Here is a 16,640-nt window from a genome sequence, read left to right on the forward strand (position 1 = left end):
CTGATTCTCTTTTTTATATCCTTAGCGGATAGCAATTAATTTAAGTTGTCCTTGATTGCTCAAAACGCGCTGATCCACATCAATTGCAGAAGCCAAAGGTGTCAGCATTAAGAAAGCCGTTCCTTCTGGTACTTGAATGACACCTTCTATTTTTTCGCGGTATAAACGGGTCGAGCCTGAATCATTATTCTTATAGCCGCCTGCGCCCTCGAGCACACAGCCTTTATCATCTAAAAATACTGCAAATGGCCAATAAAAAACAGGGACATTTTGCTTTGATGCATAAGAATGTATTTCAATATTTTTTATTGATTCTTCAACTTTAACAATTTCAAAATCAAACTCTTGAGTAATCGGCGCTCTTGGCCATAAATTAATATCTTTCAGAGGCTTCAGCGCTTTCGCTTTTTGCAGTCTTTTATCTGCAAAACACTGCTGTCCCAGACCCTCTGCTGCATCTTGCTGCGATACACGATAATAACTGCTAGACAATACCACTGGTTTAGGCGTATCTGTTTGATTTCTCTTAAACAGTGTCTGAAGCACAGACTCACCGACCCCTTTTTCACGCTCTACCACCTGAATTCGCGTAGCGCCAAGTTTTGGATCGATCACACCTTCAGGCATCGCATAAAAACGTTTTTTACCTTCCAGATTAAATTCTTTATTTTCTAGATATTCATTACTGACATAAGTTTCACCATCAATCGTGCTTAATTCCGTTCGTTGTTTATTTTCAATAATTTCAGGAATTTTAGGTACTTGAATAGATACTTTCTTTACATTTCCTGCCTGATCAGACTGTTTTAATGCTTCTGCTTTCAGTTGCTTTCCAGTCTTTTTAGCCTTTGATTCTGCATATGCAGCCTGCGGTGCCAATGATACTGTAACCGGTACCTCCGTCAGCTTTTCTTGATCTTTATCTGAGCGCAATTTCTGACTGCTGGAGACTTCGCTTCGCGGTACGGCACTCACTGGCAAGTCAGTCTGACTTTTTGCCGAATCAATTTTTGAAGCTGCAGTGTGCACATTCTTTGATGGCAATTGCCGCTTGATCTCCTCTTTCACAATTTCAGAGGGATTTTTATTTTTCAATTCACGCACAACATCTTGTACATGCGCTTCTACAGCAGGATCAAGATACACAGGCTGAACTGCAGGAACTTTCTGTAAAACCTCAGCCTGCAGCACTGATTTTTGCTCTGCATATTCAACTGCGGCTGACGGCACGTTCAGTTCTTTGTTCTTAACAGGCAAATCAGGCCGCTGCACAACCATTGGCCTGCCATCTGGGCCAATAATTGTGTGGAATGTCCCTGCAAACGAATACCCTGCTTGCGCTAAACTCAGCACAAGCAGAGACTTTAGCCATTGATTTCTTTTCATCCTGAAATTCAATCCTACCATCGTGTTCTATAATTTAATCCCAAAATTGTGACCTTTGTATTTGTCTTTACATTCAAGCCCGCGTAAGGGTTTAAGAGAATATTATTGACCCCTGTCTGATTCGACAGACTGCTGGTATTTGCTGGAATCGTATCCCGGCTGCGCAAGAAACCAATCGACAAATCTAAATCCGTATCCGCATCAAAACGGTAACCTAAGCCCATGCCAAACAGCTGTGCGCCATTAATCGGAACCATCGTATTACGCTTGCCGTCTGGAATAGAACTGGTTCGAGGTTCATAGCCCGCCCGTAATTTCAAACGGTCTGTTGCAGAATACTCAATACCGACACCAAAGTTCCACGGTGATTCAAAGCCCAAAGGTAAAGCTAAGGAAGTATCACCAATATCAGCAGATAGTAATTTCGCAATTTTTAGAGCTGAAATTTGGCGGTCAAATTCAAAACGGAATTTGTCCCAAGCATTATAATCTGTCCAGCCGACGTCAAAATTAATCTGTAAATCCGGCATGATTTTATATTTGATACCCGCCTGCATATGTGCTGGATATTCAAAATCCATCGAAACCAGACCTGACTCACTTGCGGGCACATTATTCGGAAAACCCAAAATAGCAGCTAGAATTTGTCCCGTTGGAGAAGACATCAAACCTTTGATTAATTCTTGTGAAGATCGTGCGTTATCAATATGGTATTTACCCTTCAAACGCATTTTTGCAGCGCTTTGATATACCAAACCAAAACTAAAATCTTCTCTTGGTTCCCACAATACACCTAAGTTATAGCTTGGGCTAAGTGACTGCTCTACAGCCAATTCCATTTGACCGAATTTGCTAAATGGATTCATGCCTTCTTCGGCATTACAAATTCCCAGCAGCAAGATATCCGTAATAATGTCTGAGTTATCTTTGAATGGCGTACAAACCACTTCATCAATCATTCTCAGCATGCCAATCAATTCGTTTGGAAAGCGCAAGTCCGTTTTTAGCGCAATGGCTTGGTATGACATGCCAATGCCGCCGCCAATCGACAGCTGATCATTCACTTGATAGGCCATTGTTGGCGATAAGTAGGTAATCCGCTCTAATGCAACCTGCTGTCCCATGTAATTACCAGGATTGCCATTTTCAGCGCCAAAACCTGCAATTAACGGCGCATAAACGGCTGTTGCATAAGTTGCTTTTGAACCTGGCGGGTTATAAGCAATACCGGCTGTTGGCGCAGCCAGCGGAATGCCTTCGCCAAGGTCAACCATCTTTTTCAAGCCAGGCACATACAAGCTTGCGTATTCAACATCACCTTTCACGGTGCCTTTAAAGTCCGTACACAAATCCGCTGAAACTTCTGGACCATCATGACAAACAATTGGGTCGTCTGAATAACCAAATACGTTATAGCCTGCCGGTACAGAGAACTCTCGCTGAATGTCAAAATTCGCAACAATACCCTGTACATCCGTCTGTAAACCTTCAATTTTAGTCAAGGCTGCAGGGTTAAAATGAACTGCGCTAATCCCTGGCGGATCAGCGGTTACTGCATTACCCAGAGCCAAGGCACGCATATCTACAGATAAGTTCGTTCCTAACTGGGCAAAAGCAGCACTGGAACATCCCGTTAATATAATCGCGCTAACGAGCGGGCGCAGTCGAACATGGTTCATACGCACCCCTTCTTAGCGGATTTTCTTACCGAAACCTAAAATATCCAGCGGGAATGACAAGCCAAGTGATACATCTGGCGCATCTTCAGTTAAGCCTAGACCAACCGTACCATTCACAATCGTATCAGGAGATACGCGTACACCTAGCGCAATAGCTAAAGTAGAACTGGTTTGATCAGCTGGAGAATAACTTTCGCCCGAACTATAAGTAAACTCTGAGCCTGTATTAAAGCTTTGCTGATATGACATGGTTAATGACACGTCATAGTTAAATGAATATGCAAAACCGAATGAAAAACCGCCGCTGATGCCCGGCTCAAATTCCGTAATTGCACGCGAACCGCGGCGTTGGTTTAAACCAGTTTCTTTAAAGCCATAGTTCGCTGAGACAGATGCAAAAAGCACAACTGGGTCAATATATTTACGTGTACTTGCGCCAATACCGGCAGAATAATAGCCCTTGCCGGTAGCCAAATCATCTACAGCATTAATTTCATAAGGACTGTCACCCGTTTTTGTCGATAAGTTACCGAATAAAATCAGCGGCAATCGGCCTGCTTTTAGCGGGAAAGGCTCCCAGCGTGCGCCTAGGGATATATCCCCAAGACCAGCAGTTGAAGTATCTTTCAACAAATCTGCCTTTGCAACCAGCGGTAATGATGCAGTAAATGTCAGGTTGTCCTGAACACCATACTGAAATGTGAAGGTATTGGTCATAGCGTGTGTTGCATTTTCTTGCACACGCAGCTGGTACAGCTGACCTTCAGCCATTTCCATATCTAATTGTGTGTCTCGATAGTATGTATAGTCGAGATCATAATAAGATGAGATTTCGCCTTTTTTAATTAAAGAATACTGACGCTCACTAGATGTAAAAACTTCTTGCAGATTTGCTTCTTGCGTTGCATCCCCCTCTTGCTGCTGCAAAGCTGCAGAGGCATCTGAAACTGGCGCAGTCTGTGTTTTTTCTGAAGATGCCGCAACGGGTTCCGCAGCCGCGTCGTCAACAGCATCATACCCGCCAACACCGTTTTCTTCTGCTGACTGCTCTTCAGCAGCTTCGTACTGCCCAACCTCTGGCTCATTCGCATAAGCAACCCCTATCACCATTTGAATGCTTATGGCTAATAGGGTTTTGTTCATCCATTTACTTTTCATATTCCATACCACCGCTTTTTATTTTTTTAATCCAATTAAAACAATAAGCTATTACTTATTTTTATAGTAAAGCCTGAGATAATTATATGTTGGCTGACCATAATTTTCAGAAGATTCATTCTGATTCTTATCTAAACGAATCGTTGAAGCTTTATCCGCAATTTTTTCCATGTAAAATTGCGGATACTGAATATCCACAAAAGCATATCTATTGACTGTTGCATCATCAACATGGCGCATATCAGCTTCATTTAAAGCCAACAGATCCTTACGCTGTGCAGGTGCAACATTAATTAAGAAAAGCGTATTATTTTCCCAAACTTCCTGAAAACGGGTTTCATCAAAACTGATATTGCCCAGTGCAGGATCCGCAACATATACACGGCCATCTTTATAGCCTTTAAAAACGACAAAATGCTTAAAGCCTGCATACGATATTGGAACAATTGCAGGCTGGCCTTGTTTCGCTAAATCAGTAAATTCACCGCGATAGCCGCCGCTTTCCAAACCAAGAGCGGCAACAAAACGTTTCATATCCAGCAATGAGAAACTGCGGCGTTCAATAATCTTTTCTGTTTCGCCAAATTTAAGCAGGCCATTCATGGTTTGCTGTTCTGTGAGCTTGGCCCCCACATAACCATTTAGCAGTGTTGTTAAGGCTGCAGAACCGCAGCTGTAATCATAGGCTTGGCGTACAATCCCGCGGAATTGGTCTTCAATGGCTGGTTTAATTTTGACTGTTTCACGATGCATCCGTGTGAATGAATCATTTCTGGAATCTAGTGTTTCTGTGTAATACACGGCCCCAGCTGGCTTTTCTTTTATATCAAATGACTCTTTGGCAAAGTAATACATCAATGCCGAGCCTAGCGCTATCTCTAACATATCATCTAACTTTTTAGTTATCGGCAATGATGTGCCTTATTTTCATTATTTTTTTAGAGTTAAAACTCTACATCCGTGTTCTATTGCAAGATACCGTTTTTTGCAAAAAAAAACAGCAGTTTTTTATTTTTTTTGATGTGTTTCATCTTTTTTTGTAAAAAAAAGCGCGTGATGTTCACGCGCTTTTCAATTCATTACAGATTAACGGCCTGTAATTGTGATTTTTGAACCCTGAGCAAAAATAGGTGCTACTGGCGTACCACCAGCTACATAGTAAGTTTTTAAACCTTGAACTTCTACATCACCAATCGAACCCATTGTTGCAGTACCACGCGCACCTAATTTAACAAAAGCACTACCATCAGCATTTTTAAGAGGCTTAGCACCCAAAGCAATAGCTTGTACATAGATATCTGTACCTTTAGCATTTTGCGTGTTAATTAACTCTAGACCATTCGCTTTTACATTCACCTTCGAGTTGATTGTAAGATCAGAACCTTCTGCATCGTTAACTGTAATTTTACCTAACCAAACTTGACCGCCATTCGCGTTATCCAAGATACCTAGATCTGAAATCTCTAAACCGCCTTGCATCACGGTATCAAGTTTAATCATTGCACCTTGTGGTGTAGAACCCAATTGAATATTTGCATTCATTTTACCTGTTGTGATTGTTAGACCAGATAAAATTGCTTTAGATGAGTTCGCTACCACGCCTCGGCGGCCCGTAGCTGCATCACCAGATGCGGCTACGCTGATTTCACCAATTTTAATATTTAAACCAGAAACCTGAGCCGCAATATTCAAGAATGCGCCATTTGTACCCGCATCAGAATCAATTTGTAAATCCATCAAGTTATGGCTTTCAAGCAATGAATTCATATTGCCTGTGATTTCAATACCGTTAATACCAATTGCACCAGCGTTACCCGTACCGCCCAATCCGCCAGGCACGGCAGCAATCGCCGGGGTCTTAATCGTTACCCCATCAGCCTCATATACCGCTGCAACTGCTGGCTTGTCCCCAGCCGTTGTAGATAAACCATCATTATCATGAACGTACAATTTATCAATAGTGATTTTTGAAATACCAATACCAATATTGATACCATCTTGACCTGTAGTAGAGCTTAGCGCAGCATCATCCATTGCTTGCATCGCCATTGCATTTGCGCTGATAGCCATTGAAGAAACTAAAGCTAATTTAGTGAATTTTTTCATTTCTTACTCTCCCAAGAGTATTTTTTATGATTGTCAACCACTCGATGTTTGCTGCTGTTTATTCGTTTTGTGACAGCGACCACATCTTTCCTTGAGTAGCTTGCTCGCCTGATTAAATTAGCGCTGAGTCATTTTTTGTTCAACTGTTGTTGGTCGCAATATACTATTTGCCGATAAACGGTAATAGTCTCATGTTCTCAACTGCATTGTTATACACTAGGGATCTGTTTAATCCCTCTACACAATTTAACTATGCAAAATCAGCCTGTTTATCAAAATTTTTTATTTGACTCTGTCTTGCGAGCAGATCAAATCATCTCCCTTTTGGCTGATTTATCTCATACCGTCTATCTGAACAATCATGGAAAACCCGTGATAGGCATACTGGCTGAAGAATATTTTTATCTTCAAAATGGCTCTATTTTTCATTGTCAGCCTGAAAGCATAGACTGCTATCAAAGCACGCAGATTAAGCATCTTCCAGATTTTTCCTTTAACACAGCATTAACGCATCACAACAATAGCTTTACAGGCGGCCTGATGGGTTTTGTCAGCTATGATCATGCAGCTTCACAACAGATTTCATTAAAAAACAAAGCTCAGCCTGCATATTTTTTAGGTAATTTTTCCAGTTATATTTGTTTACAGGAAGATGGCTGGTATTTCTGCAGTTCACATAAAGATGCAGAATTGCAATACAACTATTTAAAACAGCGAGTTTCAAACAAAACATCTGCAACCAGTATTCCATTTCATTTAACAAAGGCTTGTGCTGCCAGATGGACGGCTCAGCAGTATCAAAATGCTTTTATGCAAGTTCAGGAATACATTAAAGCTGGCGACTGTTATCAAATCAATTTGACTCAGGAGTTTAAAGGCCAAGCCGCTGGCCAGCTGCTGCAATGTGCAGAAAAGTTTTGGCAATTGACCCAAGCCCCTTACGAGGGTTATTTACGAATTGGCGAGTTTGAACTGCTCAGCTGCTCTCCTGAGTTATTTATTGACTTTAAAGAACAGCGTCAAGTTGTTACCAAACCGATCAAAGGCACCATGCCCCGCTATTCAGATCACAACTTAGATCAGCAATCTAAAGAAACGCTAAAAAACTCAGAGAAAGATCAAGCTGAAAATGTGATGATTGTCGATTTATTACGAAATGATTTAAGTATTTATGCAGAAACTGGCTCTGTCAAAACACCTAAACTTTTTAACATTGAATCTTTCCAGCAGGTTCACCACATGGTTAGTGAAGTTGAAGCGACCCTAAAACAAGAAGTAAACCCTTTTGATATGCTGCTGTCTGCACTGCCTGGCGGCTCAATTACAGGTGCACCTAAAATACGCGCAATGCAAATCATTGATGAACTAGAGCAAGCGCCACGCGGCGCATATTGCGGCTCTATGGGATATTTTAATCATGATGGCACAGGCTCTTGGAATATCCTCATCCGTACTGTGCAAAAGTATCAGAACAATCTCTCTCTTTGGGCTGGCGGCGGTATTACCATTGCCTCTGACTGTGATGCTGAATATCAAGAATGCTTTGATAAAGTGTCTGCAATGTTGAGTTTGCTGAATACATGGTATCAGCCTGAATCAAATTAAATATCATGTGAAGATAAAAAAAGCCCTATTCCACAATGATAGGGCTTTTTTTATCTTCAATGAGATATGATCAAAATCACACTAAAATCTCATTTTTTAAAGTATCGGCTAAACGCTGATTTTGCTCATCTGTACCAATCGTAATGCGCAAGAATTGATTGATACGCGGTTTATTGAAATAACGCACGATAATACCCTTTTCACGTAATTCTGCGGCCAATTCTGCCGCATCTTTGCTTGGCAGAGATGCAAAAATAAAGTTCGCTTTAGAAGGAAGAACTTTAAACCCCAAGCTCTCCAATTCTGCTGTCAGCTTTACACGGCTGGCAATGACTTTAGCATTTTGCGCCTCGAAATATGCCTGATCTTCAAATGAAGCAACTGCTGCCGCGATAGCAAAACGATCCATTGGATAAGAGTTAAAACTATTTTTCACCGCTTCCAGCGCCGCAATCAAATGCGGCTGCGCTATGGCAAAGCCGACACGCAAACCCGCTAAAGAACGTGATTTAGATGTGGTTTGACATACGACTAAGTTCTCATATTTAGCCACTAAACTCACTGCAGACTCTGCGCCAAAATCGACATAGGCTTCATCTATGACAACCACGGAGTTTGGATTAGCCTGCAGTACTTCTTCAATGGCTGAAAGTCCGAGAGCAATACTGGTCGGCGCATTCGGGTTGGTAATGATGATGCCGCCATTGGGCTGCTTATAATCATCAACTACAATTTCAAAATCATCATTTAAGGGCAAAATTTTAGTCTTGGCTGCAATACCGAAAAATTGGCTATAAACGGGATAAAAACTGTAAGTAATATCTGGATATAAGATCGGCAGCTCTTGCACAAAGAAAGCTTTAAAAATATGTGCGAGCACTTCGTCCGAACCATTTCCAACAAAAACATTTTCAACAGCAACATGCTGCTGCTTTGCAATGGCTTGTTTTAATTCTGACGCATCTGGATCTGGATATAAACGCAATACATCCGCAGAGTCCGCAAGTACGGCCTGCACGGCTTCTACAACTTTCGGCGATGGCGGATACGGATTTTCGTTGGTATTTAATTTTAAAAGATTCTGAATTTTTGGCTGCTCGCCCGGCACATAGGGCTCAAGCTGACGCACTTCAGGGCTCCAAAAACGCATTTGTTCTGTGGTGATATTTGACATCTTTCTTCTCATTTCTGCCCCCTCCTAACCTCCCTCAAAAAAGAGAGGAGTCTTCTTTTCTCTACATATATTTTTTGATGTAAATTCCCTCTCCTTTCAGGAGAGGATTAGGGAGAGGTTTTATATTTTGAATTACTGATAACGGTAACGTGCAGAACGGGCATGCGCATCCAAGTTTTCTTGCTGCGCTAAAATATCTGCAGTTTTGGCTAAGCTTTTCACACCGTCTTGAGAACACATAATCAAGCTTGAACGCTTTTGGAAATCATAAACGCCTAGCGGTGATGAAAAACGTGCTGTGCCAGAGGTCGGCAATACATGGTTAGGACCTGCACAATAATCACCAATGGCTTCCGGTGTATAACGCCCCATGAAAATAGCGCCTGCATGGCGGATATTCTCAGACATCTGTTCAGCTTCATCCAAACACAGCATTAAATGCTCTGGCGCAACTTGGTTAATTAAATCAGCAGCTTCTTGACGGTCTTTAACCAGCACTAATGCACCGCGGTTAGCAATAGAGGTACGCGCAATTTCTGCTTTCGGCAATTCAGCCAAATGCGCTTCAATCGCCTGCTCAACATCATTTAACAGCTGTTCATCAGGTGTAATGAAAATCGCTTGAGCAACTGTGTCATGTTCAGCTTGTGACAATAAGTCCATTGCCAGCCATTGGGCATTATTTTCACCTTCTGCATAAACTAAAATTTCAGAAGGCCCAGCAATCATATCAATGCCGACTTGACCAAATACAGCACGTTTTGCAGCAGCGACAAAGCGGTTACCCGGCCCAGTAATTTTATCCACCATTGGAATCGTTTCTGTGCCATAAGCCAACGCTGCTACAGCCTGCGCTCCGCCAATTGTAAATACGCGATGTACGCCAGCCAAATAAGCAGCAGCCAATACCAATGGGTTTAATTCACCATTTGGCGCAGGAACAACCATAATAATTTCAGGCACGCCTGCTACATGCGCAGGCACTGCGTTCATAAGCACAGAAGAAGGATATGACGCTAACCCGCCCGGCACATAAATGCCGACTCGGTCTAATGGTGTCACTTTTTGGCCTAAGGTATTGCCCAAAGCATCAACATAGGTCCAGCCATCTTGCTTTTGCGCCTGATGAAACTCACGAATACGGTTTGCAGCCAACTCTAACGCTTCACGCACTTCTGTGCTGAGGCCATCAAAAGCTGCTTTCAGCTGTTCTTGGCTAAGTTCTAAATCGGAAAACTGATGCGCTGGATGTCGATCGAACTGTTGAGTGAGTTTAAGCACATGAGCATCACCATACTGGCGTACATCTGCAATAATTTGGTCTACTGTTTTTAACAGTTCTGGATCACTCACTGTTTCAAAAGCCAACAAATCGGCAAAGACTTGTTTAAAGTTCTGCTCTTGAGTCGATAAACGTCGCATCAATTTACCCACAAGGTTATTTAGGAAAACTTTAGTTTATCTTGTTTTGTATGTCTTGTGGGCAAGTTAGCAATGGCAATTCAACTAAGTTTTATAGGAAAGTTAAATTGAACTGATCCTAGATGTACATGGTCAGGTGCTCACATCGGGAGAGTCCCAGTCACTTTCTGCCTGAATCAGCCAATTCAATGCGCCATGTCTTTCTACGACAACAGAAGAATTCAAATTTGCAGGCGCTGCTTGCTGCTTCAAACGTGCGTCTACACATGCCCAATCGTAGCGGTAAATCAAATCCGCTTGATCAAGCATTTCCTCAACGCTTCTTAATGTTACTTTTGCCATAAACGCTTCAAATGTTTCAGCAGATGTCACCGCTTGAATCGCAAAATTGCAATCAATAATCTCTGCAGGATAATTCAGCTCATCAACAATGCCTAATGCCCACAGCAGCACCCAGCAAGCTTCATACTTCCATACCATATTAATGACATCTTGCTGCTGATATTCACGATTAATAATAGCTTTTTCTTTTTCAGTAAGCTGGTCAATCACTTGCATTCGGCTCAATACCTCAGCAACAAAATTTTCTGTATCTTGATCATATTGGTCATTATCAATATCACAGGCAACCTGTATGACCCACAAACATGCTATGGCGCGTTTGGCAATCTCGCCTGCCTGACGGGGAGCCGCCTCATTAGCAGACTCAATCATTGGCAGCCAATCAATATATGGAACAGCATGCTGCTTAAGTATTTCAATCGATTGATCTTTACGTTGCTGCGGTGTTTTCATTGCAATCACTGTTTTATTCTAAGCCCGTTATTTTTGCATAGATCTCATATTATGTAATGATTCATATTCTGAAATCGCTCCTCAAAATAAAAAACCGCTCTTTTGAGCGGTTTTTTATTTGCACTGCAGTCTATTATTTTGCTTGCTGGCGCGCTTCTACAGCTTGCTCCAGCTGAGCCAAAATTGGATTCAGCAGCTGCTGTTTACGCTTAAAGCTGGCTTTGTTCACAATTAAGCGTGAAGAAACTTTGCAGATTTCCTCTAACGGCTCTAAACCGTTCGCACGCAATGTATTGCCTGTATCTACAACATCTACAATGTAGTCACCCAAACCAACCAATGGCGCTAACTCCATAGAGCCATACAGCTTAATCACATCAACTTGCTCACCAAGGCTTGCATAATATTGACGGGTTAAATTTACATACTTCGTTGCGATCTTTAAACGGCCTTTTGGACGAACCATGCCAACTTTGCCCGCTGTCATCAGCTTGCAATTGGCAATTTTCAAATCTAAAGGCTCATAAACGTTTTGAGCGCCATGCTCCATCAATACATCTTTACCCGCCACACCTAAATCCGCTGCGCCATTTTCCACATATGCAGGCACATCCGATGCGCGCAAGATTAAAATACGCACATGCTTATGTGTTGTAGGGAAAATCAGCTTGCGTGACTTGTCCGGGTCTTCCAGTAAATTAATGCCTGCTGTTTCCAGCAAAGGCAGCGTTTCTTTTAAGATACGTCCCTTACTTAACGCTAAAGTTAAACCATGATCAAAATTACCCATTACATTGAAATTCGGATCATCGTTTCTTATATCGTTCATTAACTTACTCGCTTAATTTGGGCACCTAAACCTTGTAGTTTCGCTTCAATATCTTCATAACCGCGGTCAATATGGTAAATACGGTCAATCAGTGTTTCCCCTTCGGCAGCCAAGGCAGCCAAAACCAAAGAGAATGAAGCGCGCAAATCTGTTGCCATTACAGGAGCTGCAGATAATTTTTCTACACCCGTAACAACAGCATCATTGCCTTCAACCTGAATATTTGCGCCCATGCGCGCCAATTCAGGCACATGCATGAAACGGTTTTCAAAAATCGTTTCAGAAATTGTAGCAAAACCTCGGCCAATCGCATTTACAGCCATAAGCTGCGCCTGCATATCCGTTGGAAAATCTGGATGAGGCAAAGTCTGAAAGCTGACAGCCTTTGGACGTTTGCCGATCATATCCAATTCAATCCAGTCATCGCCGCGTGTCACTTCTGCGCCCATCTCTTCAAACTTATCTAAGACAGATTCAAGTAGATTCGGGTCAGTATGTGTTGTTTTTACACGGCCGCCTGTAATGGCTGCAGCAGCAAGATATGAACCTGTTTCAATACGGTCTGCAACAACGGCATATTCACAGCCATGCAAACTTTCAACACCAGTAACAACCAATGTATCTGTATCCAAACCTTCAATTTTTGCGCCCATTTTAATCAGCATTTGCGCAAGGTCTGTAATTTCAGGCTCACGGGCAGCATTGCGGATTGTCGTTACGCCATCAGCCAATACAGCAGCAGTCAGAATATTTTCTGTCCCGCCTACCGTCACCATATCGAATACAACTTCACCGCCTTTTAAACGGCCGTCAACTTTGGCATGCACATAGCCATTTTCAACTTCAATTTCAGCACCTAATGCTTCGAGCGCTTTCAAATGCTGATCGACTGGACGTGAACCGATCGCGCAGCCGCCAGGAAGCGATACTTTCGCACTGCCATAGCGCGCAACCAGCGGACCAAGCACCAAAATGGATGCACGCATTGTTTTTACGAGTTCGTATGGTGCAAATTGATTGTCCAATGTTGATACATCTGCAACAACCGTATCCCCCTCATAACTGATCTTCACACCTAGACCTGCAATCAGCTTCACCAGCGTGTTTACATCTTTTAAATTAGGTACATTGGTAATGGTAATTGGTGTATCTGCAAGAATTGTTGCAGCCAGCAAGGGCAATGCCGCATTTTTTGCACCAGAAATACGCACTTCACCGTCGAGCTTAACACCGCCCTGAATTAAAAATTTATCCATTAAATTATTAAGCTCCGAATAAGCTTGCTTTACGCCATTCTTCTTTGGTCATTGCGCGAATTGTTACAGCATGAACTTCACCGCTGGCAATGTATGAATTCAGTGGCGCATAAACAGACTGCTGACGGGCAACTGGACGTTTGCCTTCAAACTGATCATCGACAATGCGCAGATCAAATTTGCCGCCTTGCCCACTTACTGCAACTTCTGCTTCTGGAAACGCAGCTTTCAAAATATCAGTGAGCTGTTCATTATTCATCACAAGACCTCTTATAGGACTAACGGTGTAAAACCTGCCATTTTACTATAAATAAAAAAAATAATTCATTAGTCTCATACAATATATATATAAAAAAAGAGGTTCTTCAGAACCTCTTTTTGCTTAATTTATAAACTAAGCCACTAATGGTGTATAAACCAATTGCATTTTTCGATGCTTATCCAGCTGCCTTTTTAATTTTTCAGAAAGTTTTTTTATGGAAGAATACATATCATCTGCACAAGCTTGCGCAAACAGCTCCGTTCCTGGCAAGCGGATAATCGCTTCTGCAATATGATTTGAACTTCCTTTTTTCGAACGCTTATCAATTTGATGATCTTTGGTCAGCTTCACTTGCATACTATTGACCTGATCTAAGTGCTTGGTCATTTCAGCAAATTTAGAACGAATTGCCTGTTCAATTGCTGGTGTAATGCTGAGATGATGACCACGAATTGTAATTTGCATAATTCTATTCCTCGCCCTCTTTAAAGGATAAGAAAGTCACAGCAAAATAATTTGATCAATATCATCAATCGCTTTACATCAATCAAATCACATTTACTGCTCCAAAAATAAAAAGGTTCATTATTTTGTCATAATGAACCCTTAGAATAGTCAGATTTAGAAATTCAGATCAACACTTTTCTTTCTGAAGACGACGGAATATGTAACGATTCACGATACTTTGCCACTGTACGCCTCGCTACATCAATCCCTTCTTCCTTCAATAAGCTGGCAATTGCATTATCCGACAACGGTTTACGTATATTTTCATCAGCAACCATTTTTTTTATTTTTGCCCGGATCGCAGTAGAAGATGCCTCACCGCCAGCTGTAGTTCCCACGTGACTTGAAAAGAAATATTTCAGCTCAAATAACCCCCGCGGAGTCAGCATATATTTATTGGTTGTCACCCGCGACACCGTAGACTCATGCAGCTCAACCTCTTCAGCAATATCACGCAGCACCAGAGGTTTCATCCCTTCAGCGCCAATTTCAAAAAAAGCGCGCTGATGCTCCACAATACATGTTGCAACTTTTAATAAGGTTTTATGCCGCTCATCTACACTTTTAATAAAGTTTTTAGCTTCAAGCATCTGATTACGCAAATACTGATTATCATCACTTTGATCTGCCCGTTTAATCATATTGGCATAAAAAGAATTGACCCTCAATTTTGGCATCACATCCTGATTTAACTGTACAAACCAATGATTATTCTTTTTCATTACAACAACATCAGGAATTTGATAATCCGAATCTTTATTTTCAAACTCAATCCCAGGATGCGCTTTTAAAGTTTTTAATAAATTTACAGCTGCTTTCAATTGGTCCGTATTCAACCCTGTTTGCTTCATCAGCTTTGCTAATTCATTACTAATCAACAACTCATAAAACTTCATTAAAACTATTGCTTCTTTGCGGTTTTCCGTCTGTTCCGGTAAATTTTCTAATTGTACAGTTAAACACTCTGCTAAATTTCGTGAGCCAATTCCTATCGGATCTAAATGCTGAATATGTTTTAAAACCACTAAAACCTCAGCATCCTCAACATCTTCCTCATAATCCATATCATCTAAAAGATGCTGTACAGATGCTGTAATCTCAGAAATTTCACAATCCAAAAAGCCCTTATCATCCAATGAATCAATAATGCAATGCGCAATCAAGCGATCAATCATTGAAAAATGCAAAAGATTGACCTGCTCCAGCATATGCGCCTGCAGCCCAATATGACCTTGACGATTATCTTCTCTTTCCTCAAATTCAGGACTCCCTAAACTTGTTGATTGATGTGTATAAACATCATCCCAATCCGTATCAACAGGTAAATCATCTGGCAAATGATCAGCATTTAACTCATTCGTTAAGTCTTTACGCTCTTGCTCACTTTCCTGTACCGCACTAAGACTTTCAACAGTTGATTGATCTTCTATTTTTTCGAGCAAAGGGTTACTATCAAGCTGATTTTGGATTTCTTGTTCTAATTCCAGACTGGATAACTGAAGCAAACGAATGGCTTGCTGCAACTGCGGTGTCAAAGACAAGGAGTTTGCAACCTTTAATCCAACCGATAACTTCATCATCTATCCCCCATATAAATACCGCGAGTTATAAGCAATTTTTATGCCGTTTTAATTTTTATAGCATACTTTTATGTAAATAAACACAAAATGCTAGCAATATTCCCGCTTAGAAAAAGTCATAAGCAAAATAAAAACAGACTATTCAAATGGCTTATATAATTGATATTTCAAAGCAAGTTTTAGCAAAAGTCCAGTAAGGCTTTCTGATTTTTCTAGAAACAGGTCCTCAAGACGCAATAGTTCCGCATCATAACGCTGCGTTTTCTGAGCTTCAATAGACTGCAACACATGCCTACGCTGCTCATAACACACCGGTACATCTCTCTCAGCAAAGATCAGCTGCTTAGCGCGCAGCAGAATTCTTAAAATTTCCTCCTCTCCATACTGAATTAAAACTTGCTTTGTTTTCTTATAATAGTCCCCAGAACTGTTAAAGAAGTATTGATCAAAACCGCCATTAAAAACCTCCCCCATCAAAATACTGATAACAAAATAATGCTGATCATGCTGCGGCAGTAATGACCAATGCTGCTGATTTACCCTTTCAACCAATTGAGCCCAGTAATGATATTCTTCAGATTGCCGGTAAAGCCTGTCTCGCTCATACTGCTGTTTAGAACGCTCATGCTCATCCCGTGTCCCATTTTTACACGGCATACACAATCCTGCATTTCTATCAAAAGTATCTTTTAAAATGATTGCACCGCACATAATACATGGAGTTTTTTCTGTCATTATTGTTTATCTATTGAGCAATTTTTATTAAACATTATATTCTTTTAGCAACTTAAAACACCCTTGACCGCATTATTTTAAATATTTCTATAAGTGACCCTATTTAAATAGTTTATTGATTCCATTTTCTATTTTTCTTTTTTTAC

At 41.2% G+C, this 16,640-nt stretch carries 15 protein-coding genes; 1 reads left to right on the forward strand and 14 read right to left on the reverse strand.

Translation table 11 applies throughout. The features are described from left to right. Nucleotides 1-21 precede the first annotated feature (21 nt). The 5 genes from filE to filA form a co-directional block, all read right to left on the reverse strand. Nucleotides 22-1,386: a putative pilus assembly protein FilE gene (filE, locus tag D7V32_RS06855; RefSeq protein ID WP_120402145.1), complete on the reverse strand. Its 1,365-nt coding sequence runs from the start codon at nt 1,384-1,386 to the stop codon at nt 22-24. A gap of 14 nt (nt 1,387-1,400) precedes the next feature. Next, entirely contained in the window at nt 1,401-3,065 is a 1,665-nt protein-coding gene (gene filD / locus D7V32_RS06860; protein ID WP_120402146.1) for a putative pilus system OmpP1/FadL family transporter FilD, read from the reverse strand. Between the two features lie 12 nt (nt 3,066-3,077). Beyond that, complete coding sequence (gene filC, locus D7V32_RS06865; protein ID WP_120402147.1) at nt 3,078-4,223, reverse strand: putative pilus system protein FilC; 1,146 nt, start codon at nt 4,221-4,223, stop codon at nt 3,078-3,080. Between the two features lie 51 nt (nt 4,224-4,274). Next, nucleotides 4,275-5,108 (reverse strand): putative pilus system C39 family peptidase FilB, encoded by an 834-nt coding sequence (gene filB / locus D7V32_RS06870; RefSeq protein ID WP_120402148.1) that lies wholly within the window; start codon nt 5,106-5,108, stop codon nt 4,275-4,277. A 201-nt stretch (nt 5,109-5,309) separates the two neighbouring features. After that, the gene (filA, locus tag D7V32_RS06875; protein ID WP_120402149.1) at nt 5,310-6,329 is read right to left on the reverse strand and encodes a putative pilus system protein FilA; all 1,020 of its coding nucleotides are present in this window, start codon (nt 6,327-6,329) and stop codon (nt 5,310-5,312) included. 252 nt (nt 6,330-6,581) lie between these two features. Between filA and pabB the strand changes: the two genes are divergently transcribed. Continuing rightward, nucleotides 6,582-7,934, forward strand: a complete 1,353-nt coding sequence (gene pabB / locus D7V32_RS06880; RefSeq protein ID WP_120402150.1) for an aminodeoxychorismate synthase component I — start codon at nt 6,582-6,584, stop codon at nt 7,932-7,934. Between the two features lie 76 nt (nt 7,935-8,010). Here the strand turns inward: pabB and hisC are convergent, their stop codons facing one another. From hisC to D7V32_RS06925, 9 genes are all read right to left on the reverse strand, one after another. Further along, nucleotides 8,011-9,108, reverse strand: coding sequence for a histidinol-phosphate transaminase (gene hisC / locus D7V32_RS06885; protein WP_120402151.1), 1,098 nt, complete (start codon nt 9,106-9,108; stop codon nt 8,011-8,013). A 132-nt stretch (nt 9,109-9,240) separates the two neighbouring features. Further along, nucleotides 9,241-10,542: a histidinol dehydrogenase gene (gene hisD, locus D7V32_RS06890; RefSeq protein ID WP_171407596.1), complete on the reverse strand. Its 1,302-nt coding sequence runs from the start codon at nt 10,540-10,542 to the stop codon at nt 9,241-9,243. Nucleotides 10,543-10,662: 120 nt separating this feature from the next. After that, nucleotides 10,663-11,325 (reverse strand): DUF4272 domain-containing protein, encoded by a 663-nt coding sequence (locus D7V32_RS06895; protein ID WP_120402157.1) that lies wholly within the window; start codon nt 11,323-11,325, stop codon nt 10,663-10,665. A 133-nt stretch (nt 11,326-11,458) separates the two neighbouring features. Beyond that, nucleotides 11,459-12,154: an ATP phosphoribosyltransferase gene (gene hisG, locus D7V32_RS06900; protein WP_120402153.1), complete on the reverse strand. Its 696-nt coding sequence runs from the start codon at nt 12,152-12,154 to the stop codon at nt 11,459-11,461. Then, nucleotides 12,154-13,410: a UDP-N-acetylglucosamine 1-carboxyvinyltransferase gene (murA, locus tag D7V32_RS06905; protein ID WP_120402154.1), complete on the reverse strand. Its 1,257-nt coding sequence runs from the start codon at nt 13,408-13,410 to the stop codon at nt 12,154-12,156. The genes hisG and murA overlap by 1 nt, the downstream gene beginning before the upstream one ends. Before the next feature lie 7 nt (nt 13,411-13,417). Further along, the gene (gene ibaG / locus D7V32_RS06910; protein WP_120402155.1) at nt 13,418-13,669 is read right to left on the reverse strand and encodes a BolA family iron metabolism protein IbaG; all 252 of its coding nucleotides are present in this window, start codon (nt 13,667-13,669) and stop codon (nt 13,418-13,420) included. A gap of 135 nt (nt 13,670-13,804) precedes the next feature. Then, entirely contained in the window at nt 13,805-14,137 is a 333-nt protein-coding gene (hpf, locus tag D7V32_RS06915; protein WP_120402156.1) for a ribosome hibernation-promoting factor, HPF/YfiA family, read from the reverse strand. Nucleotides 14,138-14,301: 164 nt separating this feature from the next. After that, nucleotides 14,302-15,756, reverse strand: a complete 1,455-nt coding sequence (locus D7V32_RS06920; RefSeq protein WP_120402158.1) for an RNA polymerase factor sigma-54 — start codon at nt 15,754-15,756, stop codon at nt 14,302-14,304. 141 nt (nt 15,757-15,897) lie between these two features. Beyond that, nucleotides 15,898-16,416 (reverse strand): DMP19 family protein, encoded by a 519-nt coding sequence (locus D7V32_RS06925; RefSeq protein WP_120402159.1) that lies wholly within the window; start codon nt 16,414-16,416, stop codon nt 15,898-15,900. Nucleotides 16,417-16,640: the final 224 nt, after the last annotated feature.

Origin of the sequence: Acinetobacter tianfuensis (genome assembly GCF_003611465.1) — a bacterium.
GTDB classification, from domain to species: Bacteria; Pseudomonadota; Gammaproteobacteria; order Pseudomonadales; family Moraxellaceae; genus Acinetobacter; species Acinetobacter tianfuensis.

Excerpts from the sequence above, each read along its gene's own strand:
- ibaG (WP_120402155.1), bottom strand. The coding sequence starts at position 13,669 with ATGAATAATGAACAGCTCACTGATATTTTGAAAGCTGCGTTTCCAGAA.
- filA (WP_120402149.1), bottom strand. The coding sequence starts at position 6,329 with ATGAAAAAATTCACTAAATTAGCTTTAGTTTCTTCAATGGCTATCAGC.
- hisC (WP_120402151.1), bottom strand. The coding sequence starts at position 9,108 with ATGTCAAATATCACCACAGAACAAATGCGTTTTTGGAGCCCTGAAGTG.
- filD (WP_120402146.1), bottom strand. The coding sequence starts at position 3,065 with ATGAACCATGTTCGACTGCGCCCGCTCGTTAGCGCGATTATATTAACG.
- filE (WP_120402145.1), bottom strand. The coding sequence starts at position 1,386 with ATGAAAAGAAATCAATGGCTAAAGTCTCTGCTTGTGCTGAGTTTAGCG.
- pabB (WP_120402150.1), top strand. The coding sequence starts at position 6,582 with ATGCAAAATCAGCCTGTTTATCAAAATTTTTTATTTGACTCTGTCTTG.
- filB (WP_120402148.1), bottom strand. The coding sequence starts at position 5,108 with ATGTTAGAGATAGCGCTAGGCTCGGCATTGATGTATTACTTTGCCAAA.
- D7V32_RS06895 (WP_120402157.1), bottom strand. The coding sequence starts at position 11,325 with ATGAAAACACCGCAGCAACGTAAAGATCAATCGATTGAAATACTTAAG.
- hpf (WP_120402156.1), bottom strand. The coding sequence starts at position 14,137 with ATGCAAATTACAATTCGTGGTCATCATCTCAGCATTACACCAGCAATT.
- D7V32_RS06925 (WP_120402159.1), bottom strand. The coding sequence starts at position 16,416 with ATGCCGTGTAAAAATGGGACACGGGATGAGCATGAGCGTTCTAAACAG.
- hisG (WP_120402153.1), bottom strand. The coding sequence starts at position 12,154 with ATGAACGATATAAGAAACGATGATCCGAATTTCAATGTAATGGGTAAT.
- murA (WP_120402154.1), bottom strand. The coding sequence starts at position 13,410 with ATGGATAAATTTTTAATTCAGGGCGGTGTTAAGCTCGACGGTGAAGTG.
- filC (WP_120402147.1), bottom strand. The coding sequence starts at position 4,223 with ATGAAAAGTAAATGGATGAACAAAACCCTATTAGCCATAAGCATTCAA.
- D7V32_RS06920 (WP_120402158.1), bottom strand. The coding sequence starts at position 15,756 with ATGAAGTTATCGGTTGGATTAAAGGTTGCAAACTCCTTGTCTTTGACA.